This window comes from Microterricola viridarii, from assembly GCF_001542775.1.
GTDB lineage: Bacteria > Actinomycetota > Actinomycetes > Actinomycetales > Microbacteriaceae > Microterricola > Microterricola viridarii_A.
This window is the reverse complement of record NZ_CP014145.1, coordinates 1,285,153-1,304,895: the sequence shown is the minus strand read 5'-3', so window position 1 is coordinate 1,304,895 and position 19,743 is coordinate 1,285,153. Positions and strand designations below refer to the sequence as shown.

At 68.2% G+C, this 19,743-nt stretch carries 20 protein-coding genes; 11 read left to right on the top strand and 9 right to left on the bottom strand.

Annotation, left to right across the window (positions count from 1 at the left end; genetic code table 11):
- Positions 1 to 8: 8 nt before the first annotated feature.
- A complete protein-coding gene (locus AWU67_RS05970; RefSeq protein ID WP_067227168.1) occupies positions 9 to 830 on the bottom strand; it encodes a TrmH family RNA methyltransferase in 822 nt (273 codons plus the stop codon).
- 105 nt (positions 831 to 935) lie between these two features.
- Between AWU67_RS05970 and AWU67_RS05965 the strand changes: the two genes are divergently transcribed.
- Both AWU67_RS05965 and AWU67_RS05960 read left to right on the top strand, forming a co-directional pair.
- Positions 936 to 1,739 carry an NAD-dependent protein deacetylase gene (locus AWU67_RS05965; protein WP_067232223.1) on the top strand — a complete coding sequence of 268 codons (804 nt, stop codon included), beginning with the start codon at positions 936 to 938 and terminating at the stop codon, positions 1,737 to 1,739.
- Between the two features lie 20 nt (positions 1,740 to 1,759).
- Positions 1,760 to 2,329 carry a histidine phosphatase family protein gene (locus tag AWU67_RS05960; protein ID WP_067227167.1) on the top strand — a complete coding sequence of 190 codons (570 nt, stop codon included), beginning with the start codon at positions 1,760 to 1,762 and terminating at the stop codon, positions 2,327 to 2,329.
- Here AWU67_RS05960 and AWU67_RS05955 read toward each other — a convergent pair.
- On the bottom strand, positions 2,301 to 3,386 hold the full coding sequence (locus AWU67_RS05955) for a glycosyltransferase family 4 protein (protein ID WP_067227166.1): 1,086 nt from the start codon (positions 3,384 to 3,386) through the stop codon (positions 2,301 to 2,303). The two genes, AWU67_RS05960 and AWU67_RS05955, sit on opposite strands and share 29 nt — an antisense overlap.
- Positions 3,383 to 4,291: an alpha/beta hydrolase gene (locus tag AWU67_RS05950; RefSeq protein WP_067227165.1), complete on the bottom strand. Its 909-nt coding sequence runs from the start codon at positions 4,289 to 4,291 to the stop codon at positions 3,383 to 3,385. Before AWU67_RS05950 ends, AWU67_RS05955 begins: the two co-directional genes overlap by 4 nt.
- Before the next feature lie 100 nt (positions 4,292 to 4,391).
- Between AWU67_RS05950 and treS the strand changes: the two genes are divergently transcribed.
- Together treS and AWU67_RS05940 are read left to right on the top strand one after the other, a co-directional pair.
- The gene (treS, locus tag AWU67_RS05945) at positions 4,392 to 6,101 is read left to right on the top strand and encodes a maltose alpha-D-glucosyltransferase (RefSeq protein ID WP_067227164.1); all 1,710 of its coding nucleotides are present in this window, start codon (positions 4,392 to 4,394) and stop codon (positions 6,099 to 6,101) included.
- A gap of 47 nt (positions 6,102 to 6,148) precedes the next feature.
- Complete coding sequence (locus tag AWU67_RS05940) at positions 6,149 to 6,841, top strand: exonuclease domain-containing protein (protein ID WP_067227163.1); 693 nt, start codon at positions 6,149 to 6,151, stop codon at positions 6,839 to 6,841.
- A 90-nt stretch (positions 6,842 to 6,931) separates the two neighbouring features.
- Here the strand turns inward: AWU67_RS05940 and AWU67_RS05935 are convergent, their stop codons facing one another.
- From AWU67_RS05935 to glgA, 3 genes are all read right to left on the bottom strand, one after another.
- Positions 6,932 to 7,183, bottom strand: a complete 252-nt coding sequence (locus AWU67_RS05935) for a type B 50S ribosomal protein L31 (protein WP_047410596.1) — start codon at positions 7,181 to 7,183, stop codon at positions 6,932 to 6,934.
- A 127-nt stretch (positions 7,184 to 7,310) separates the two neighbouring features.
- Positions 7,311 to 8,093, bottom strand: a complete 783-nt coding sequence (locus tag AWU67_RS05930; RefSeq protein ID WP_067227162.1) for an ABC transporter ATP-binding protein — start codon at positions 8,091 to 8,093, stop codon at positions 7,311 to 7,313.
- 30 nt (positions 8,094 to 8,123) lie between these two features.
- Positions 8,124 to 9,305 carry a glycogen synthase gene (gene glgA / locus AWU67_RS05925; RefSeq protein WP_067227161.1) on the bottom strand — a complete coding sequence of 394 codons (1,182 nt, stop codon included), beginning with the start codon at positions 9,303 to 9,305 and terminating at the stop codon, positions 8,124 to 8,126.
- A gap of 81 nt (positions 9,306 to 9,386) precedes the next feature.
- On the opposite strand from glgA, the gene AWU67_RS05920 reads away from it, so the two are divergent.
- Both AWU67_RS05920 and serB read left to right on the top strand, forming a co-directional pair.
- On the top strand, positions 9,387 to 10,628 hold the full coding sequence (locus AWU67_RS05920; protein ID WP_067227160.1) for a glucose-1-phosphate adenylyltransferase: 1,242 nt from the start codon (positions 9,387 to 9,389) through the stop codon (positions 10,626 to 10,628).
- Between the two features lie 10 nt (positions 10,629 to 10,638).
- The gene (serB, locus tag AWU67_RS05915) at positions 10,639 to 11,295 is read left to right on the top strand and encodes a phosphoserine phosphatase SerB (protein WP_067227159.1); all 657 of its coding nucleotides are present in this window, start codon (positions 10,639 to 10,641) and stop codon (positions 11,293 to 11,295) included.
- A 463-nt stretch (positions 11,296 to 11,758) separates the two neighbouring features.
- Here the strand turns inward: serB and AWU67_RS05910 are convergent, their stop codons facing one another.
- A complete protein-coding gene (locus AWU67_RS05910; RefSeq protein ID WP_067227158.1) occupies positions 11,759 to 12,469 on the bottom strand; it encodes a beta-ketoacyl-ACP reductase in 711 nt (236 codons plus the stop codon).
- Between the two features lie 255 nt (positions 12,470 to 12,724).
- Between AWU67_RS05910 and AWU67_RS05905 the strand changes: the two genes are divergently transcribed.
- The 4 genes from AWU67_RS05905 to AWU67_RS05890 all read left to right on the top strand — a co-directional run bounded on the left by AWU67_RS05905 (position 12,725) and on the right by AWU67_RS05890 (position 16,683).
- Entirely contained in the window at positions 12,725 to 12,937 is a 213-nt protein-coding gene (locus tag AWU67_RS05905) for a DUF3099 domain-containing protein (protein WP_067227157.1), read from the top strand.
- Positions 12,930 to 13,178: an acetone carboxylase gene (locus AWU67_RS05900; RefSeq protein ID WP_067227156.1), complete on the top strand. Its 249-nt coding sequence runs from the start codon at positions 12,930 to 12,932 to the stop codon at positions 13,176 to 13,178. Before AWU67_RS05905 ends, AWU67_RS05900 begins: the two co-directional genes overlap by 8 nt.
- Positions 13,175 to 14,020, top strand: coding sequence for an SURF1 family protein (locus AWU67_RS05895; protein ID WP_067227155.1), 846 nt, complete (start codon positions 13,175 to 13,177; stop codon positions 14,018 to 14,020). The genes AWU67_RS05900 and AWU67_RS05895 overlap by 4 nt, the downstream gene beginning before the upstream one ends.
- Before the next feature lie 122 nt (positions 14,021 to 14,142).
- Positions 14,143 to 16,683: a transglycosylase domain-containing protein gene (locus tag AWU67_RS05890; protein WP_067227154.1), complete on the top strand. Its 2,541-nt coding sequence runs from the start codon at positions 14,143 to 14,145 to the stop codon at positions 16,681 to 16,683.
- 15 nt (positions 16,684 to 16,698) lie between these two features.
- Here AWU67_RS05890 and AWU67_RS05885 read toward each other — a convergent pair whose 3' ends face one another.
- Positions 16,699 to 17,304 carry a response regulator transcription factor gene (locus tag AWU67_RS05885; RefSeq protein ID WP_067227153.1) on the bottom strand — a complete coding sequence of 202 codons (606 nt, stop codon included), beginning with the start codon at positions 17,302 to 17,304 and terminating at the stop codon, positions 16,699 to 16,701.
- 216 nt (positions 17,305 to 17,520) lie between these two features.
- Between AWU67_RS05885 and AWU67_RS05880 the strand changes: the two genes are divergently transcribed.
- Positions 17,521 to 18,072 (top strand): GNAT family N-acetyltransferase, encoded by a 552-nt coding sequence (locus tag AWU67_RS05880; protein WP_082716801.1) that lies wholly within the window; start codon positions 17,521 to 17,523, stop codon positions 18,070 to 18,072.
- 12 nt (positions 18,073 to 18,084) lie between these two features.
- On the opposite strand, the gene AWU67_RS05875 is transcribed toward AWU67_RS05880, so the two are convergent.
- A complete protein-coding gene (locus tag AWU67_RS05875; protein ID WP_067227152.1) occupies positions 18,085 to 19,683 on the bottom strand; it encodes an ABC-F family ATP-binding cassette domain-containing protein in 1,599 nt (532 codons plus the stop codon).
- Positions 19,684 to 19,743 lie beyond the last annotated feature (60 nt).

Genomic DNA, 19,743 nt, shown 5'->3' with positions numbered 1-19,743 from the left:
GAACGAGCTTAAGCGACATCTGCGGCGCGAACGCGCAGTGCGTAGAGCGCGACGGCGCTCGCCGCGGCCACGTTGAGCGAGTCCACGCCGTGCAGCATCGGGATCGTCACGGTGGTGTCGGCGGAGGCGAGGGCGGCCCGGCTCAGGCCGTCGCCCTCAGACCCGAGGACGATGGCCAGCTTCTCCGGTGGGTTCTTCTCGAATTCCTCCAGGCTGACGGCATCGTCGGAGAGCGCGAGCGCCGCGATGTGGAAGCCGAGCGAGTGCAGCAGCGGCGTGGCCTCGTCCCACTCCGGCAGTCGGGTCCACGGCACCTGCAGCACGGTGCCCATGCTGACGCGCACGCTGCGACGGTACAGCGGGTCGGCGCAGCGCGGTGTGATGAGCACGGCATCCGCCCCCAGCCCGGCAACGGCGCGGAAGATGGCACCGATGTTGGTGTGATCGACGATGTCCTCGAGGATGACGATGCGCCGCGCGTCGCGGATGAGCTCCTCGACCGGGGCCAGCGCGGGCCGCTGCATGGCGGCCAGGGCGCCCCTGTGCATGTTGTAGCCGGTGAGCTGCTCCAGCACGGCCGGCTCGCCGACATACACCGGCACGTCGGGGAAGTCGGCCAGGAGCGGTTCGACGTCGGCCAACCACTGCTTCTGCAGCAGTACGGAGCGCGGCACGTGGCCGGCCCGCAGCGCCCGCTCGATCACCTTGCTGGACTCGGCGATGTAGAGACCCCCCTCCGGCTCGCTGACGCGGCGCAGGGCGACGTCGGTGAGCCGGGCGTAATCGGACACGCCAGCGGCGGTCAGGTCGGTGATGGGGATGATCTGCATCCCCCTAGCCTGACAGCCTCGGAAACAAACCGGAAACCATGCGGGTTGATGATGGAGACCTGAGTTAAGGAGCAAGCCGTGCAGCAGATCACCAGCGTGAACCAGATGGATGCCGTCGCAGAGCTGATGCACGGCAGGCGCACGGCCGTGCTGACCGGGGCCGGAATCAGCACCGACTCCGGCATCCCCGACTATCGCGGGGAGGGCGCGCCGACCCGCACTCCAATGACGGTGCAGGATTTCCTGAGCGACGAGCGCAAGCGCAAGCGGTACTGGGCCGGCAGCCACCTCGGCTGGAGGCACTTCGCCAGCGCCCAGCCGAATGCCGGCCACCGCACCCTGGCCCGGTTGGAGAACGCCGGGCTCGTCACCGGCGTCGTCACTCAGAACGTGGACGGCCTGCACCGCCGGGCCGGTTCCAGCCGGGTCGTCGAGCTGCACGGATCCATGGACACGGTCAGCTGCCTGGACTGTGGGCAGGTGTTCGCTAGGCAGGCCGTCGCCGAACAGCTTGAGCGAGCGAACCCGTGGCTGGAGACCTCGGATGCCGTCAGGATCGCGCCGGACGGCGACGCCGACGTCGAAGAGGTCGAGCGGTTCACACTGCCCGTCTGCACGGTGTGCGGCGGGCGTTTGAAGCCGGATGTCGTCTTCTTCGGCGAGCTGGTTCCGGCTCCCCGCTTCGCGCAGGCGGCCGCACTGGTCGCTCGGAGTGAGCTGCTGCTGGTTGTCGGGTCGTCCCTCGCGGTGAATTCCGGCATCCGCCTGTTGGAGCAGGCCAGACGCCGCGGCCTGCCCATCGTGGTGGTCAACCGCGGCGCGACGAAGGGTGACGCCCGGGCAGCACATAAGCTGGATGCGGGGGCTTCCGAGACGCTGGCCGAGCTGGCCGAGCGGCTGCTCCCCTGAGCCCACATGGAGAAGACTTGGTGACGACGTTCGGCATTGTTCGGCACGGTGAGACCGACTGGAACGCGCAGAGGCGCATTCAGGGGCGCACCGACATCCCGCTGAACGAAACCGGGCGTGCCCAAGCCGCCGCCACCGGCGCCGCCCTGCACGCCGCGCAGTCGGAGCACGGCAACTGGGACGCGATCGTCAGCAGCCCGCTCAGCCGCGCCCACGAGACGGCGCAGATCATCGCCGCAACGCTCGGGCTCGCCGGGCCGGAGCTGGTGCCGGCGCTCGCCGAGCGCGCCCACGGCGAGATCGAGGGTCTGAGCTTCGCCGAGCGCAGTGAGCGGTTCCCCGACGGGTCGGAGGTTCCAGGGCTGGAGACTCGCGACGAGGTGCTGGACCGCACCCTGCCGAGCCTCGAAGAGCTCGCCGCGCGCTACCCGGGCGGACGCGTGCTGATCGTCAGCCACGGCGGCGTGATCAGCACCCTCATGCACCACTCCTCCGGCGGCGAGATCGATGGCCCCGGTCGGATGATCCAGAACGGCTCCGTGCAGGAGTTCCGCTGGGGTCTCAGCGGCCTGAGCCTGCGGTCCGTCTGAGCAGCGCCAGCAGGCGTTCGGCCGAACCGGTCCAGGTGAACCGGGCGGCCTGCTCCAGGCCGGCGGCGGAACGCCGCTCCCACTCCCCCGGCTCGCGCAGCACGGCAACGGCCGCGACGAGCTCGTCTGGCGACATCGGGGAGAAGTAGAGCGCGGCATCGCCGCCGATCTCCTTGAAGATCGGGATGTCGCTGACGATGATCGGCGTGCCTGCCGTCATCGCCTCGACCAGCGGGATGCCGAAGCCCTCGTCGAGGGAGGCGGTGACCAGCGCGGTCGCGCCCCGCAGTGCCTCCTGGTACTCGGCGTCGCTGGCCCCGTTGTGGAACACGACGGTGGCCTGCGGCGCGAGCGCGCCGAGGCGGCGCTGCTCGGCGTCGCTCAGGCGGCTCATCAGGTGCAGTTCGGAGCCGGGCAGCAGCGCGGCCGCGCGCACCAGAGTCTCCACGTTCTTGTATGGCATGAACGAGCCCATGTAGACCAGCCGCAGTGTGTCCGGCCGAGTGCGCTCTGCCGCGGCGTCCGGCACCTCTTCTGCTGCCACCCCGGCGGCGTTCGGAACGACCGTCACCTCGCGGTGGGTCAGGTTGTGCTCGGCGATCAGGCTCTTGGTCGTCTCAGACACGGTGACTACGCCGTCGGCTCGGTTCAGCAGCATCCGCTGCGGCCACCAGGCCAGGTGGTAGAGCCGCCAGAGCAAGCGGATCGGGGCGGCCAGGTCGCGCGGGGGCGTTCGGTTGCGGTAGTAGATGAGGTCGTGCACGGTCAGCAGCAGCTTGTACTTGCGGCCCCACGAGCCCATGGTCTGCATCGGGGTGAACACGACGTCTGGCCGCAGCTTGTTGACGGTGAGCGCGACGAGCGGCTCCCGCACGCTGGTTGGCGCGCTGACCAGCTGCCAGGGCAGGGTGGGCAGCATGTCGAGCTGGCGGTGGTCGCTGATCAGCATCGTGACCGGGTGCAGTCGACCGAGCTCTTCGACGAGGCTGGCCGTGTAGCGGCTGATGCCGTCGTGCCGATCGATGCGGGTGTACCGGCAGTCGAAGACGATGTTCATGCGGTGGCCCCCAGGGAGGACAGCACGGAGCGGATCTGCTCTGCCGCCTCGACGGGCTTCTCGTAGTGGATCAGGTGGCCGACCCCGTGGATGACGTGCAGCGTGGCATCCGGGAACAGGGTCTGCAGGCGGTGCTGGGCGGCGATCGGAGTGATGTCGTCGCGGTCGGCGGCGATCAGCAGCGTGCGCTCGGGGATCTGGGCGGCGAACTCGCTGACGTCGTGGCTGACGGACGCGCGGAACGCCTGCAGCACGACGTCGCGGTTGTCGAAGGCCGAGAAGTAACGGTCGTGCTCCTCGTGGATCCAGCGCTTGAGTTTCGGGTCGCTGGTCTTCGCCATGGTCACGCTCATGACGCGCACGATCAGCCGGGAGCGCAACACGGCGAAGCCGATGCGCTCGGGCAGTTTGGCGGCGGCCCAGTAGTAGAACACGGCGAGTCGGGTCATGATGCCGCGCGGACCGGAGAGCGCCGGCGCACCGATCGGGTTGACGAGGATGACGGCGTCGGCCGGCAGACCACCGGCCAGCGCCGCTGAGCTCACGATGGAGCCGAAGGAGTGCCCGAGAATGACGACGGGCCCGTTCAGCTGCAGCGCCGCGACGAAGGCGGAGAGCCAGGCCGAGTAGCCCGGCACGTCGTGCTGGGTGCCGGCTTCCAGCGGCGTCGACGTGCCGAACCCGGGCAGGTCCGGCATCACGATGTGCGCGTCGGGCAGTTGAGCAACGACGGGTTCCAGCCCGTGGTGGTCGCCCCGGAAGCCGTGCACGGCGACGACGGTCGGCACGCCGGGCGCCGCCGTTCCGTATTCCCAGTAGTGGGTCTCGCTGCCCAGGACGGTGAGAGTGCGTTCACTCACGGGGATGCGGGCCAGCTTCGGCGCGTAGGGGGACTCGATGCTCATCGCCCCCAGTTTAGGCGAGCGGGCTGTCGAAGAATGGCCAGCGCTCTATTGGCTGCACGAAGATTGGACAGTTTGACCATGGTGCTGTTTAGACTCGGGCATGAGCTTTACTGCGCCGATCCAATTGCCCGGACTCAGCCTCGATCCTCAGTGGTATCGACGAGCGGTTTTCTATGAGGTGATGGTGCGCTCATTCGTCGACAGCAACGGCGACGGCACCGGCGACTTGGGCGGGTTGATCTCCAAGCTCGACTATCTGCAGTGGCTGGGCGTTGACGCGCTCTGGGTGCCCCCGATCTTCACCTCGCCGCTGCGCGACGGCGGTTACGACGTGGCCGACTACCGTTCGATCCTGCCCGAGTTCGGCACGCTTGACGAGTTCCGTGAGCTGGTCACGAAGGCGCACGAGCGCAACATGCGCGTCGTGATCGATCTGCCGCTGAACCACACCTCCGACCAGCACGAGTGGTTCCAGCAGTCCCGCCAGGACCCGGACGGCCCGTACGGGGATTTCTACGTCTGGAGCGACTCGGACGAGAAGTGGCCGGACATTCGCATCATCTTCACAGACACCGAGGATTCCAACTGGGCGTTCGACCCGGTGCGGCGCCAGTTCTTCTTCCACCGCTTCTTCTCGCACCAGCCAGACCTCAACTACGAGAACCCGGCCGTGCACGAGGCTGTCTTCGACGTGGTGCGGTTCTGGCTCGACCTCGGAGTCGACGGATTCCGGCTGGACGCGATCCCGTACCTGTACGAGTCGGACGAGGGCAACGGTGAGGGCGAGCCGCCGACCCACGAGTTCATCAAGGCGCTGCGCGCCATGGTCGACACGAGCTACCCGGGCCGGGTGATGATCGCCGAGGCTAACCAGTGGCCGCGCGAGGTGGCTGCCTTCTTCGGCAGCGAGGAGGAGCCGGAGTGCCACATGGCCTTCGACTTCCCGGTGATGCCGCGCATCTTCTACGCGCTGCGCTCCCAGCGCGCCGACGAGCTCGTCGCCGTCCTGTCTGAGACCACCGACATCCCGCCGGGCGCCGGCTGGGGCGTGTTCCTGCGCAACCACGACGAACTGACGCTGGAAATGGTGTCTGAGGAGTACCGGCAGGCCATGTACGGCTGGTACGCCTACGATCCGCGGATGCGGGCCAACGTCGGCATCCGGCGCAGGCTCGCCCCGCTGCTCGACAACGCCAGGGCCGAGCTCGAGCTGGCGCACGCCCTGCTGTTTGCGCTGCCCGGCAGCCCGTTCCTCTACTACGGCGACGAGATCGGCATGGGCGACAACATCTGGCTGCCCGACCGCGACAGCTCGCGCACCCCGATGCAGTGGACCCCGGACCGGAACGCCGGATTCTCGGCGGCCGACCCGGGCAAGCTCTACCTGCCGGTCGTGCAGTCGCTGGTCTACAACTACGGCCACGTCAATGTGGAGTCGCAGTTGGCGCAGTCGCGCTCGCTGCTGCACTGGGTGCGCAACGTGATCCACGTGCGCAAGAACCACCTGGTTTTCGGCCTCGGCGACATCGAGGTGATCCCGACGAACAACGACTCCGTGCTGGCGTTCGTGCGGCGCTACGCGGGCAATGACCAGCACGGTGGCAGCCACTACAACGAGCAGCCGGAGGCGGTGCTCTGCGTGTTCAGCTTCGCGCACAACCCCATTTCTGTGACGCTCAACTCCCCCGCGCTGGCGAGCACACGGCTTTACGACCTGTTCGGCGGAGGCATGTTCCCCAGCTTCGACGAGGACGGCTCCCTCACCCTGACAATGGCCACGCAGAGCTTTTACTGGCTGCACTGCGGCTAGCCGGCCGGTTCCGAAGCCGTGTCGGTGATTGCCCCTAGAGTGAGGGCATGAACGCAGTCAACTGGGCCAGCACACTCGCCGTCTTCGACTTGGAGACCACCGGAATCGACGTGGAGACGAGCCGCATCGTCACCGCGAATGTCAGCGTGATCGACGCCGACGGTGCCGTGCTGGAGCGCAGCGATTGGCTGCTGAACCCCGGCGTGGAGATCCCGGCCGGGGCCAGCGCCATCCACGGCATCAGCACCGAGCGCGCCCAGGCCGACGGGATGCCGGCCGGCGAGGGTGTCGGCCAGATCGTCGAGCGGCTCCGCGCGGTGTTGGAGCGTGGCCTGCCCGTCGTCGCGTACAACGCGCCATACGACTTCACGATCCTCAACCGCGAGGCGCGGCGCCACGGCCTGAGCGCGCTCGACTCCCCCACCCCGGTCATCGACCCGCTCGTGATCGACAAGGCCGTCGACCGCTACCGCAAGGGCAAGCGCACGCTGGAGGCGGCCGCGGCGTTCTACGGTGTTCCGCTGGATGACGCGCACGATGCCGCGGCAGACGCCATCGCAGCGGGTCGGGTCGCCCAGGCGATCGCCCGCGAGCACGGCGCCGCGCTGCCGGCATCCGCCGCCGAACTGCACACGAAGCAGGTGGCCTGGGCCGCCGAGCAGGCGGCCAGCTTCGAGAAGTACATGCGCGCCAACCGCGACCCGCAGTTCACCGCCGACGGGTCCTGGCCGGAGCGCTAGCGGCTCAACGCCCACAGACACGAAGAAGGGCGACCGGCTGAAGCCGGTCGCCCTTCTTGATACTGCTGAGCTCTGGTGAGCTGCGGCTGCTTACGCGCCGAAGCCCTTGAAGCGCTGGTTGAACTTCTCGACGCGTCCGGCCGAGTCCATGATGCGCTGCTTGCCGGTGTAGAACGGGTGCGACTCCGAGGAGATTTCCACGTCGATCACCGGGTAGGTGTTGCCGTCTTCCCACTCGATGGTCTTGGCGCTGCCGACCGTGGAACGGGTCAGGAAGGTTGCACCCGACGCGAGGTCGCGGAAGACGATCGGCGCGTACGTGGGGTGGATTTCAGACTTCATCGAATTTCCTTGCGTTGAAAGTAATTTGTGTGTTGAGACTAGTGATCGATCTTGCCGATCACATGCCGATCAGGCGAGAAAGCTTGGGCCCGGGGGCCAGCTATCAAGCTTAGCAGAAATCGGGCGTTCAGACCGCACGGGCGCTGTAGCGCCCGTTCTGCTCGCTCAGCTCGATCTCAAGGCCGAAGGCCTTGGTCAACACCTCGGAGGTGAATGCCTCGGCCAGCGGGCCGGCGGCGACGACCTGGCCGGCGGCCAGGACGAGTGCGTGGGTGAAGCCGAGGGGAATCTCCTCGGCGTGGTGGGTGACCATGACGATGGCCGGGGCGAGCGGCGACTGGGCGAAACCGCCGAGCATCTGCAGCAGCTCCTCGCGAGTGCCGAGGTCGAGGCTGGCGGCCGGCTCGTCGAGCAGCAGCAGCTCGGGGTCGGTCATCACCGAGCGCGCGATCTGCACGCGCTTCTGCTCGCCGTCGCTGAGCGTGCCGAACAGACGGTCAGAGAGGTGGTCGAGCTGCCACTCGGCCAGCACCCGCTGCGCGCGGCGCACGTCGAGTTCGTCGTACTCCTCGTTCCAGCGGCCGGATACCGAGTATGCGGCGGTCAACACGACGTCGAGCACCTTCTCGTTCTTCGGGATGGTGCGTGCCATCGCGGTCGAGGCGAAGCCGATCATCGGGCGCAGCTCGGCCAGGTCGACCTTGCCCAGCTGCTCCTCGAGGATGAGGGCGGTGCCGCTCGTGGGGTGCATCATGGCGGCGGCGATGCGCAGCATCGTGGTCTTGCCGGCACCGTTGGGGCCGAGCACGACCCAGCGTTCGTCGGAGTTCACCGTCCAGTTCACGGAGTCGAGGATGGTGTTGCCGTCGCGAACAACGGTGACGTCTGTGAGCTGAAGAACGCTGGCCATACTCCCATGCTACCGATCCGCCGAGGGTGCTCAGAGCAGGGCGGTGTAAATCTCGCGGGTGCGGGCGGCGATCTGGGCCCAATCGAATTCCTTCTCCGCCCGCGCCCGACCCGCCGCGCCCATCGCCCGAGCCCGCTCGGGATCGCTGACCACCTCGATCAGCGTCGCCGCCAGATCAGCGACGAATCGGTCGGGGTCGGTCGGCGTGCCGGTGCCGTCATCCAGTTGCTCAATCGGAACCAGGCGCCCGGTGACACCGTCGTGGACGACCTCGGGGATGCCGCCGGTGGCCGTGCCGACGACGGGCATGCCGCACGCCATGGCTTCAAGGTTCACGATGCCGAGCGGCTCGTAGACCGAGGGGCAGACGAACGTCGTGCCGGCGGTGAGCACAGCCGAGAGCTCGTGCTGGCTGAGCAGCCGGTCGATCCAGACGACGCCGCTGCGCTCGCGCTGCAGCTCGGCGACACCGGCACTGACCTCAGCCATGATCTCGGGGGTGTCCGGCGCGCCGGCGCAGAGCACCAGCTGCACGTCCGGCGGAAGCAGCCGGGCGGCGCGCAACAGGTAGGGCAGCCCCTTCTGCCGGGTGATCCGGCCGACGAAGACCACAGAGGGGCGGTCGGGGTCGATGCCGAGGGCGCGCACCGTTGCCCCATCGTTCAGTGGCTTCCAACGCTCCAGGTCGATGCCGTTGTAGACGACGTGCACGCGCTTCTCGTCGAGCGTCGGGTAGCAGCGGAGAATGTCGCGGGCCATGCCGCCGCTCACGGCGATCACGGCGTCGGCCGCCTCGAACGCGGTCTTCTCTGCCCAGCTGGAGACGCGGTAGCCGCCGCCGAGCTGTTCGGCCTTCCACGGGCGCAGCGGCTCCAAGCTGTGCGCGGTGACCACGTGCGGGATGCCGTGGAGCAGTTTGGCGATGTGCCCCGCGCTGTTGGCGTACCAGGTGTGCGAGTGCACGAGGCTGGCGCCTGCGACATCCTGCGCCATCGCCAGGTCCACGCCGAGGGTGCTGAGGGCCGGGTTCGCGCCGGCCAGGGTGTCTGGCGCACGGTAGGCAAAAGTGTCGGGCGCGTCGCGGTCTGCGCCGAAGCAACGCACCACGACATCGATGTCGGTGCGCAGTGCCCTGACCAGTTCCGCCACGTGCACGCCGGCGCCGCCGTAGACCTCCGGCGGGTACTCCTTGGTGAGCAGATCGACTCGCATGGGGCAACGCTAGCGCAGCGTTCACCGTCGCAGTATGCAATGACCCTAGGCACGTGGAATCGGCTGCCCTAGGGTGAGAGCATGAAGGCCCCCAAGATCTTCGGAATCGTCCTCGCCGGCGGCGAAGGCAAGCGACTCATGCCGCTCACGGAAGACCGCGCGAAGCCTGCGGTGCCCTTCGGCGGGCACTACCGGCTGGTCGATTTCGCGCTGTCGAATCTGATCAACTCGCGCATCGGGCAGATCGTGGTGCTGACCCAGTACAAGTCGCACAGCTTGGACCGGCACGTCTCGCAGACCTGGCACATCTCAGGCCTGCTAGACACCTACGTGGCGTCCGTCCCGGCCCAGCAACGACTCGGCAAGCGCTGGTTCAGCGGCTCGGCCGACGCGATCCTGCAGAGCCTGAACCTGCTGCGCGACGAGAAGCCGGACATCGTGATCGTCGTCGGCGCCGACCACGTCTACCGCCAGGACTTCAGCCAGATGATCGAGGCCCACATCGCGTCCGGCGCGAAGGCGACCGTCGCCGCCATCCGGCAGCCGATCGAGCTGGCCGACCAGTTCGGCGTGATCGAGGTCTCCCCCGACAACCCGGAGCGGATCCAGGCGTTCCTCGAGAAGCCGCAGAACCCGGTCGGCTTGGCCGATGCGCCGCACGAAGTATTCGCCTCGATGGGCAACTACGTGTTCGACGCCGACGCCCTGATCGATGCGGTGCTGCGCGATGGGGAGCGCACCGCATCCGGCCATGACATGGGCGGCGACATCATCCCCGACTTCGTCGAACGCGGCGAGGCCGGCGTCTACGACCTCCGTCGCAACGTGGTGCCCGGCTCGACCGACCGCGACCGCTTCTACTGGCGCGACGTGGGAACGATCGACTCGTTCTTCGACGCCCACCAAGACCTGATCTCGGCGCTGCCGGTTTTCAACCTCTACAACGAGGAATGGCCGATCTTCACGCAGCAGCGCAACTCGCCGCCGGCCAAGTTCGTCCGCGATGCGCACGGCTTCCTCGGCACCATGATCGACTCGATCGTGTCGCTCGGGTCGCTGATCTCCGGCGCACACATCGAGCGCAGCGTGCTCGGCCCGTGGGTGCACGTGAACTCGGGCGCGCAGGTGATCGACTCGATCCTGTTCGAGCGGGTGCGCGTCGAGGCAGGGGCACGCGTGCACCGTTGTGTGCTCGACAAGAACGTCGTCGTCGAGCGGGGCGCGCACGTCGGCGTCGACCTCGACCATGACCGGGCCAGAGGCTTTGCCGTGACCGAGTCTGGAATCACCGTTGTCGGCAAGGGTGTTACAGTCACCGCATGACCTCCCCCGCATGTCCGATGTTTCGTCGCGCCCCCGGTTCCTCGTCGTCCTCGATGCCGACTCCACCCTGATCCAGGACGAGGTCATCGAGTTACTGGCGGATGCCGCAGGCTCGCGGGCCCTCGTCGCCGAGGTGACCGAGCAGGCCATGCGCGGCGAGCTGGACTTCGCCGAGAGCCTGCGGGCGCGCGTCTCGACCTTGGCCGGACTGCCTGAAACCGTGTTCGCCGAGGTTGGTGCGATGATCCGCCCCACGCCGGGCGTGCACGACCTCATTGCGGGCGTCCATGCGGCCGGTGGGCTGTTCGGCGTCGTCTCCGGCGGCTTCCACGAGTTGCTCGACCCCATCGGCGCGGCCTTCGGGCTGGACTCCTGGCGGGCGAACCGCCTCGAGGTGGTTGACGGCAAGCTCACCGGAAAGGTCTCCGGCCCGATCATCGACGCCGAGGCGAAGGCGGCTGCGCTGCGCGAGTGGGCGGCGGATGCCGGCATCCCGCTCGCCCGCACGATCGCCGTCGGCGACGGCGCCAACGACCTCGCGATGATGGCGGTGGCAGGCCTCGCCGTCGCCTTCAACGCCAAACCGCGCGTGCGCGCAGAGGCCGACGTCGCGATCGACGTCGCCGACCTCTCACAGGTGCTGCCGCTGCTCGGCCTGCGCGGCTAGCGCAGCCAGCGCAGCCAGCGCACGGCGGCTTGAGGGAGCGTGCGACCGAAGCCCCAAGCGAACCGCCGACCGGGTCTCGATACGGCGCTGGCGCGCCTACTCCACCATCGGGAGGCACCGTGGCGGGAGGCATTCGGAGCTTGGGGAGGCCAGAAAGGGGTCGGAACGGCCTCCCGACCCGACTTTTGCCTCCCGAACGTGCTGCGGCTCTCCGCCCGTCGGCTGGAGGGAGCCGCGCCGCGACGAAGGAGCAGCGCAGCTCCCGAAGCCCCGAGCGAACCTGCTGACGCTGCAGCCTGCGAGATCCGCGTGACCCGCCGACCGGGTCTCGATACGGCGCTGGCGCGCCTACTCGACCACCGGGAGGCACCGTGGCGGGAGGCATTCGGAGCTTGGGGAGGCCAGAAGCGGGCCGGAACGGCCTCCCGACCCGACTTTTGCCTCCCGAACGTGCTGCGGCCGGCTAGTGGCCCATGCCGAGGCCGCCGTCGACGGGGATGACGGCACCGGAGATGTAGGCGGCCTCATCGCTGCCGACCCAGGCCACGACCTTGGCGACCTCGTTCGGCGTGGCAAAGCGGCCGGCCGGGATGTTCTTCTTGTACTCGGCCTGCTGCGCCTCGGGCAGGGCGGCGGTCATATCGGTCTCGATGAAGCCGGGGGCGACCACGTTGGCCGTGATGCCGCGGGCACCCAGCTCGCGCGTGATCGAGCGTGCCATGCCGACCAGGGCGGCCTTGGACGCCGAGTAGTTGACCTGACCGGGGCCGCCGTACAGGCCGACGACGCTGGAGATCAGCACGATGCGGCCGTAGCGGGCCTTCAGCATGCCCTTCGACGCGCGCTTGACGACACGGAACGCACCGGTGAGGTTGGTGTCGATGACGTCGACGAAGTCTTCCTCGCTCATGCGCATGAGCAGGGTGTCGCGGGTGATGCCGGCGTTGGCCACGAGCACCTCGACCGGGCCGAGCTCGGCCTCGATCGCGGTGAAGGCCGCGTCGATGGAGGCGGCATCCGTCACATCGGCCTGCACGGTGAACGAACCGGCCGGGCCCTCGCCCGAACGGGCGGTGACGGCCACGCGGTGGCCCTGTGCCAGGAACTCCTCGGCGATGGCGAAGCCGATGCCTCGGTTTCCTCCGGTGACGAGTACGGTGCGAGGCGTGGTCATGGCGTGGTCCAATCGGGCGGTGCGAACAGGCATTACGAACAGGCAGTACGAACAGGCGATGCCGGCACGCAGTGCGAACAGGCAAATCTGACCCAGTTTAGAGCGTCCGCGGGGCGCGCCCGGGCGCGTAGGCTGGATGCACCGGCATCCACACGGATGACGCGGACTCGCAGCACCGATCACCCCAACGGACATGAAGCAGCAACCCTCCATCACGTCACTCCCCTCTCGCCCGAGGTGGAGCGCCGCAACCGCATGATCAAGTACACGGTTGCGATGTCGATTCGTGTGCTCTGCATCCTGTCGATGCTGTTCCTGCGCGGCTGGTGGCTGCTGGTGCCGGCGATCGGCGCGGTCACGCTGCCCTACTTCGCCGTGGTGCTCGCGAATGTGCCGTCGAAACGGAAGTCGTCGACGATGGTGCGCCCCGGCGCGATCGAGAGGGTCTGGAACCGCAAGCATGATTGACCTGTTGGGCGGCGCTTTGCCGCGCGAGGCCTGCTCACGGGCGGGCTGCACCGCAGACGCCGTCTGGCGCATCGACTGGCGGAACCCGCGCATCCACACCGGCGACCGTTTCAAGACCTGGCTCGCCTGCGACGAGCACGTCGACTACCTGCGTGACTTCCTCGCCGCCCGCGAGTTCCCGTTGGCCGTGAAGCCGCTCGAGGCCGCCAGAGCCACGGATGACACGGAGGCGGCCTCGTGACCGGCTGGAGCTTCCTGCTCAGCAAGCGCTGGGCGGGCTACCTCGCCCTCACGATCGTCTTCGCCATCGTCTGCGTGTTCCTCGGCAACTGGCAGCTCTCCCGCCGTGCCGACGCGCAGGCCGAGATCCATCGCGTCGACACGAACTGGGAGGCACAGCCCGTTCCACTCGCCGAGGCGCTGCCCACGTTGGATGCCTTCGACGAGTCGCAGAAATGGCTGCCGGTCGTGGCTGAGGGCAGCTACATCCGCGAGGACGAGCTTCTGGTGCGCACTCGCCCGCGCGACGGCATGCCCGGTTTCGAGGTGCTCACTCCCCTGCAGCTGGCCGACGGCAGCGTCTTCATCGTGGACCGCGGCTGGCTGCCGACCGGTTCCAAGCAAGATGCCCCGGATGTCGTGCCGGTCGCGCCGGATGGCCCCGTCACCGTCGTGGCGCGGCTGAAGGCCGGCGAGCCGTCTCTGGCCGGGCGCAGTTCCAGTGGCAACCAGATCTCCACCATCCAGCTGCACGAGATCTCTGAGCGGCTTGGCATCGACAACTACACCGGCGCGTACGGGCTGATGCTCTCAGAGACCCCCGCACCGGCGGGTGAGCGCCCGCTGGCCGTCGTCAAGCCGCCCCGCGACGAGGGCCCGCACCTCTCTTATGCCTTCCAGTGGTACGTGTTCGCGTTGATGGCGTTCATCGGTCTGGGTTGGGCGGCCCGCCAGGAGTTCCGCACCGTCAACATCGACGACCCGGAGGAGCGCAAGCGCGCCGCTGAACGCAAGCGCAAGCAGCAGCTGAAGGCCCCGAGCGACTCGGATGTCGAAGACGGGATCCTCGACAACGCCCGTTAGGGCGCATCCGACCGGCATCGACTGTGCCGAAAGTCACATTTCTTGGCGCCAGGCCCCACCATTTGAGCGGGTCGACCCGTGAGCCTCCATCCCGCTGTCGACTGCTCCCGTAGCCTCTCCCCATGGCTGAAGACGACCGCACGTTCCTGGGTGCAACGGGTGGGTTGCTCGGCTTCGTCGCGCTGAGCGCCGTCGCCGGGGTGCTCATCACTGCCGCCGTCACCCCCGCGCTCGCGCTGGCCGGCGTCGCTGCGAACGGATCGATCAGCATCTTCGAGGGCCTGCCGAGCGCGCTCTCGATCGGCGAGCTGGCCGAGGGCTCCAACATCTATGCGACTAATCCCGACGGCACGGATCGCAAGCTGGCGACCTTCTACGAGCAGAATCGTGAAGAGGTCGGCTGGGACCGCATCTCCCAGTTCGCGAAGGACGCGGCCGTGGCCGTCGAGGACCCGCGGTTCTACGACCACGGCGGCGTCGACCTGCAGGGCACTGTGCGCGCGGTTGCGATCACACTGTTCAATGAGAACGACCCGCAGGGCGGATCATCGCTGACCCAGCAGTACGTCAAGAACGTGCTCGTGCAGAATGCCGTGATGGCGGCGGGCACGGAGGAGGAGAAAGAAGCGGCCGTCGCGCTCGCCATCGCGCCGACCGCGAATCGCAAGCTGAAAGAGATCCGGATGGCGATCGCGCTCGAGAAGAAGTACTCGAAGAGCGAGATCCTGCGGGGCTACCTCAACATCGCCCACTTCGGGGGAACCGTGTATGGGATCGAGGCGGCCAGCAAGTACTACTTCGGCGGTGTGAGTGCGAAGGACCTGACTCTGGAGCAGGCGGCGAGCCTGATCGCGATCGTGAACAATCCAGAGAAGTTCCGCCTCGATCGGGCCGAGAGCGAGAAGAACGGCGCAGCGAACGGCTACCAGGCGAACCACCTGCGCAGGGACTACATCCTCGACCGGATGCTGGAACACAAGAAGATCACCGCTGAGCAGCACGCCGCGGCCGTCGCCGTCCCGGTCACTCCCGTCATCACCTCGCCGAGTACCGGATGCCATGAGGCCGGCGGCTCCGGCTTCTTCTGCGACTACGTCTACTGGACGATTCGCAACGACGACGCCTTCGGCGCGACGCCGGACGAGCGCATCGAGAACCTCCGCCGCGGCGGCATGGAGATCTACACCACCCTCGACCTGGAGTTGCAGGTCGCGTCGGAGGCCGCGGTCAACGAGAACGTGCCCAGCGTTGACCCGCGCTTCGACGTCGGCGCCACCGCCGTCACCGTGCAGCCGGGAACGGGCCGTGTGCTCGCCATGGCGCAGAACAAGAGCTTCAGCAACGACCCGGAGATCCTCGAGGCCAACGGCCCCGGCTGGACCTCGCTCAACTACAACACCGATATCGACTACGGCGGTTCCAGCGGCTTCCAACCCGGATCGACGTACAAGGTCTTCACCCTCGCCGAATGGCTGAACGCCGGCCACTCGCTGCGCGAGTCCTTCGACGGGCGCAAGCAGGTCTTCTCCCGGTGGATCGACAGCTGCAACGGCAATTTCACCGAACGCTTCGACCCCCGCAACGACGACGGCCGCATCGCCAGCGACGCCGTGAACGCGACGAAGTGGTCGGTGAACTCCGGCTTCATGGCGATGGCAGCGAAGCTGGACCTCTGCAAGATCAAGCAGACCGCCGAGGCATTCGGCATCCACCGCGCAAACGGCGACCCGCTGCAGATGAACCCCTCCGATGTGCTCGGCACCCAGGAGGTGGCGCCGCTCACGATGGCCGCCGCATTCGCGGGTATCGCCAATAACGGGGTGACATGCGACCCCATCGTCATCGACCGCATCCTCGACCGCACCGGCGCCGAGATCGCGCCGCCGAAATCGAACTGTCGGCAGTCCGTCACGCCGTCGGTCGCCGCAGCGATGGCCTACGCCATGCGACAGACCTTTGCCGGCGGCGGCACGGCCGAGGCGTCGAACACGGGCTTCGATGTTCCGCACATCGGCAAGACGGGCACGACCGACGACGCCAAGGACACCTGGATGATCGGCGCGAGCACGACCGCGGCCACGGCCGTCTGGGTCGGCAACGTGGTCAACGACGCGAACCTGCGCCGTCTCGACTTCGACAGCGGCGCCGCCGCGACCGCACGCCACCGCATCTGGCCGCGCATCATGGCCAACGCGGATGCCCGCTGGGGCGGCGCCGCGTTCGCCGAACCCGATTCTTCGGCGTTCCGCGTCGTGCTCCGCGACATCCCCGATGTGCGCGGGCGCAGCCTGGACGAGGCACGCAGCATCCTCGAGGGTGCCGGCTTCGGTGTGGCCGACGCGGGCCCACAGGATTCGGAACTGCCCGCCGGCCAGGTCTCCTCCACCGAGCCAGCCGGCACCGCCCCGCAGGGATCCGTGCTGAACGTGTACACGAGCAACGGCGCATTGGTCCTGCTGCCCGCCGTCGTCGGGCTGAGTGAGAAGGAGGCACGCGCAGCGCTGTCCGCCTTCAGCGTGCACGTCTCGACGGTGCCCGTCACCGGTGAGGCGCAGGACGGGCGAGTGACGGCCAGCAATCCGCCGGCCGGAACACCGCTCCGGGCCGGCTCCGCGGTGGAGATCACCGTCGGCGCACGGAAGCCCGCTCCGCCTGCCGGCTAGCACACGAGGTAGAAGTTACGCGCTGCGTGCACGCGTGAACGTCAACGCCGCAGCGGCCGCCTCGTCCAGATGCCCCGCCGAGCGGGCGCGATTGATCGCTTCGACGCGTGAGCGCGCTCCGAGCGCGATGAAGGCGTCGGAGAGGTGCCGCTTGACGGTGCCCACCGAGATGTACAGGCGCTCCGCGATCTGGGCGTTGGACATGCCATCGGCGGCCAGCGCCAGAGTCTCGGTCTGGCGGGCGGTCAGCAGCGGCGCTCCCGCCCGCTGCGCGCCCACGACCAACGGCGCGGATTCAGCGAGCAACGCCGAGAGAGCCCCGAGGAAGGCCTCCTGACCGGCATCGTGGTGAACGACGGTGGCCCGCGGCATCCCGCCGAGAAGTCGGGCAGAGGCGGAGGCGTGCGGCGCGCGTGGGGCGTCGAAGCCGAGGATCGAGGCGTCCGGGCCGGCCTTCGCGACCAGGCGCTCCAGCGCCGACACCGGATCCGGGATGTCCAGGTCGACGACGAGGAGCTCCGGCAGCGTGCCGGCGACCACAAGCCCCGCCTCGCGGAGCGTCGCGGCCTCTCCAACCACCTGCACGTTCGGATGCCGCGCCACGATTGTCGCCGTCACCATGCGTAACAAGGCGCGCGGCGACACGATCACCGCGCACACCACACTGCCGTTTCCCCCCGGAACCGTCACTGATCACTCTCCCCCGCGAACTGCGGCATGACGTCAGCGTCGAGACCATGCCCCTTTCAGGAATATATCTTCCTTGAAGCGGCAGGGCTAGCCCTCCCCGCGGATCTCCCCGCGGATCTCCCCGCGGGCTGCTGCCATGATGGGTGCATGCTCGCCGAACTCACGCTCCCGATCGCGCTGCACACCGGCCCCGGAGGGAGCACAGGGAGCGGCACCGCGGAATTCACACTGCGGCGCGCATCCGCTTCCGATCTGGATGCCCTGATGGCGCTGCTCTCCGACGACCCGGTCAGCGCCTCCCGCGGCGACGTCGCCGATGCCGGGGACCGCGCCGCGTACCTCAGGGCGCTCGAGCAGATCGTCGCCGACCCGTCGAACGAGCTCCTCATCGTCGTGGCGGCGGGGGCGACGGATGCCGCCGGCTCCCCCATCGCCACCATGCAGCTGACCCGCATCCCCGGCATGGCCCGACGCGGCTCCACCCGTCTTCTGGTGGAAGCTGTTCGGGTGAGCAGCACGCAGCGCTCCGCCGGGATCGGCGGTGCCATGATGCGCTGGGTCACCGACACGGCCGCGCCGGCGCTCGGCTCCAGCTTGGTGCAGCTCACCTCGGACGCGGCCAGGACCGACGCACACCGCTTCTACGAGCGGCTCGGCTTCGTCGGCTCACACGTGGGCTTCAAGTATCCCGTCGCCTAGCCGACATCCGCCTTACGCCAGTGCGATGAGGTCCGCGTACTCCTTGTTCCAGTGGTCCTCGACACCGTCGGGCAGGATCAGCACGCGCTCGGGGTTCAGCGCCTCAACGGCACCCGGGTCGTGGCTGACCAGGACGACGGCACCCTCGAAGTGCGCGAGCGCATCGAGGATCTCGAGGCGGCTGGCGGGGTCGAGGTTGTTCGTGGGCTCATCGAGCAGCAGAACGTTGGCGCCGGAGACGACGATCATGGCCAAGGCCAGACGGGTCTTCTCGCCACCGGAGAGCACGCCGGCCTTCTTGTGGCCGTCGTCGCCCGTGAACAGGAACGATCCGAGCACCTTGCGGGCCTCGGTCTCCGTGATGTTCGGCGAGGAGGAGACCATGTTCTCGAGCACGGTGCGGCCCACGTCGATCGTCTCGTGCTCCTGCGCGAAGTAGCCGATGCGCAGACCGTGGCCGGGCTGGATCGTGCCGGTGTCCGGCTGGTCGGCGCCGCCGAGGATGCGCAGCAGCGTCGTCTTGCCGGCACCGTTCAAGCCGATGATGACGACCTTGGAACCCCGGTCGATCGCGAGGTCGACGGCGGTGAAGATCTCGAGCGAGCCGTAGCTCTTGCTCAGGTTCTCGGCCATCAGCGGTGTCTTGCCGCAGGCGGCGGGCGTCGGGAAGCGCAGCTTGGCGACGCGGTCTGCGACGCGCACCTCGTCGAGGCCGGCGAGCAGCTTCTCGGCACGGGCCACCATCTGGTGGGCGGCGGCAGCCTTGGACGCCTTGGCGCCGAAGCGGGCGGCCTGCATCTGCAGCACGCCGGCCTTCTTCTCGGCGTTGGAGCGCTCCTTCTTGCGGCGCTCCTCGTCGGCGGCACGCTGACGCTGGTAGTTCTTCCAGTTCATGTTGTAGGTGTCGATGACCATGCGGTTGGCGTCCAGGTAGAACACGCGGTTGACGGTCTCGCCGACGAGCTCAATATCGTGGGTGATCACGATGAAGCCGCCCTTGTAGTTCTTCAGGAAGTCGCGCAACCAGACGACGGAGTCGGCGTCGAGGTGGTTCGTCGGCTCATCGAGGATCATGGTGCCGGCATCCGAGAACAGGATGCGGGCCAGCTCGATGCGGCGGCGCTGACCACCGGAGAGGGTCTTCAGCGGCTGCTCGAGGATGCGGTCGGGCAGGTTGAGGTTGCTCGCGATGGACGCGGCCTCTGCCTCTGCGGCATAGCCGCCGAGCGCCTGGAAGCGGTCGGTCAGGTTGCCGTACTTCTTCATGCCGGCCTCGGCGACGGCCGTGTCGCTGCTGCCCATGTCAATCGTCGCCTGCTGCATCTCGAGCACGATGGTGCCGAGGCCGCGGGCGTCGAGGATGCGGGTGCGGGCCAGCATCTCCGGGTCGCCGGAGCGCGGGTCCTGCGGCAGGTAACCGATCTCGCCGGTGCGCTCGATGGTGCCGCCGGTCGGCAACGTCTCGCCCGCGAGGGTCTTGGTCAGCGTGGTCTTGCCGGCACCGTTGCGGCCGACGAGGCCGATCTTGTCACCGGCGGATACGCGAAAGTTCACGTTCTCCATGAGCACGCGCGCTCCGACGCGAATCTCGAGGTCTTGAACGTTCAGCACGGCGCATCCGTTTCGATTGGGGACAGGGGGTGTCCGGGAAGTGTGGGGGTGGGTGCGCAC

What these genes read in the sequence shown, in the direction of transcription:
- AWU67_RS05970 (WP_067227168.1), bottom strand. Translation starts at nt 830, where the DNA reads ATGCAGATCATCCCCATCACCGACCTGACCGCCGCTGGCGTGTCCGAT.
- AWU67_RS05965 (WP_067232223.1), top strand. Translation starts at nt 936, where the DNA reads ATGGATGCCGTCGCAGAGCTGATGCACGGCAGGCGCACGGCCGTGCTG.
- AWU67_RS05955 (WP_067227166.1), bottom strand. Translation starts at nt 3,386, where the DNA reads ATGAACATCGTCTTCGACTGCCGGTACACCCGCATCGATCGGCACGAC.
- AWU67_RS05950 (WP_067227165.1), bottom strand. Translation starts at nt 4,291, where the DNA reads ATGAGCATCGAGTCCCCCTACGCGCCGAAGCTGGCCCGCATCCCCGTG.
- treS (WP_067227164.1), top strand. Translation starts at nt 4,392, where the DNA reads ATGAGCTTTACTGCGCCGATCCAATTGCCCGGACTCAGCCTCGATCCT.
- AWU67_RS05940 (WP_067227163.1), top strand. Translation starts at nt 6,149, where the DNA reads ATGAACGCAGTCAACTGGGCCAGCACACTCGCCGTCTTCGACTTGGAG.
- AWU67_RS05935 (WP_047410596.1), bottom strand. Translation starts at nt 7,183, where the DNA reads ATGAAGTCTGAAATCCACCCCACGTACGCGCCGATCGTCTTCCGCGAC.
- AWU67_RS05930 (WP_067227162.1), bottom strand. Translation starts at nt 8,093, where the DNA reads ATGGCCAGCGTTCTTCAGCTCACAGACGTCACCGTTGTTCGCGACGGC.
- glgA (WP_067227161.1), bottom strand. Translation starts at nt 9,305, where the DNA reads ATGCGAGTCGATCTGCTCACCAAGGAGTACCCGCCGGAGGTCTACGGC.
- AWU67_RS05920 (WP_067227160.1), top strand. Translation starts at nt 9,387, where the DNA reads ATGAAGGCCCCCAAGATCTTCGGAATCGTCCTCGCCGGCGGCGAAGGC.
- serB (WP_067227159.1), top strand. Translation starts at nt 10,639, where the DNA reads ATGTCCGATGTTTCGTCGCGCCCCCGGTTCCTCGTCGTCCTCGATGCC.
- AWU67_RS05910 (WP_067227158.1), bottom strand. Translation starts at nt 12,469, where the DNA reads ATGACCACGCCTCGCACCGTACTCGTCACCGGAGGAAACCGAGGCATC.
- AWU67_RS05905 (WP_067227157.1), top strand. Translation starts at nt 12,725, where the DNA reads ATGATCAAGTACACGGTTGCGATGTCGATTCGTGTGCTCTGCATCCTG.
- AWU67_RS05900 (WP_067227156.1), top strand. Translation starts at nt 12,930, where the DNA reads ATGATTGACCTGTTGGGCGGCGCTTTGCCGCGCGAGGCCTGCTCACGG.
- AWU67_RS05890 (WP_067227154.1), top strand. Translation starts at nt 14,143, where the DNA reads ATGGCTGAAGACGACCGCACGTTCCTGGGTGCAACGGGTGGGTTGCTC.
- AWU67_RS05885 (WP_067227153.1), bottom strand. Translation starts at nt 17,304, where the DNA reads ATGGTGACGGCGACAATCGTGGCGCGGCATCCGAACGTGCAGGTGGTT.
- AWU67_RS05880 (WP_082716801.1), top strand. Translation starts at nt 17,521, where the DNA reads ATGCTCGCCGAACTCACGCTCCCGATCGCGCTGCACACCGGCCCCGGA.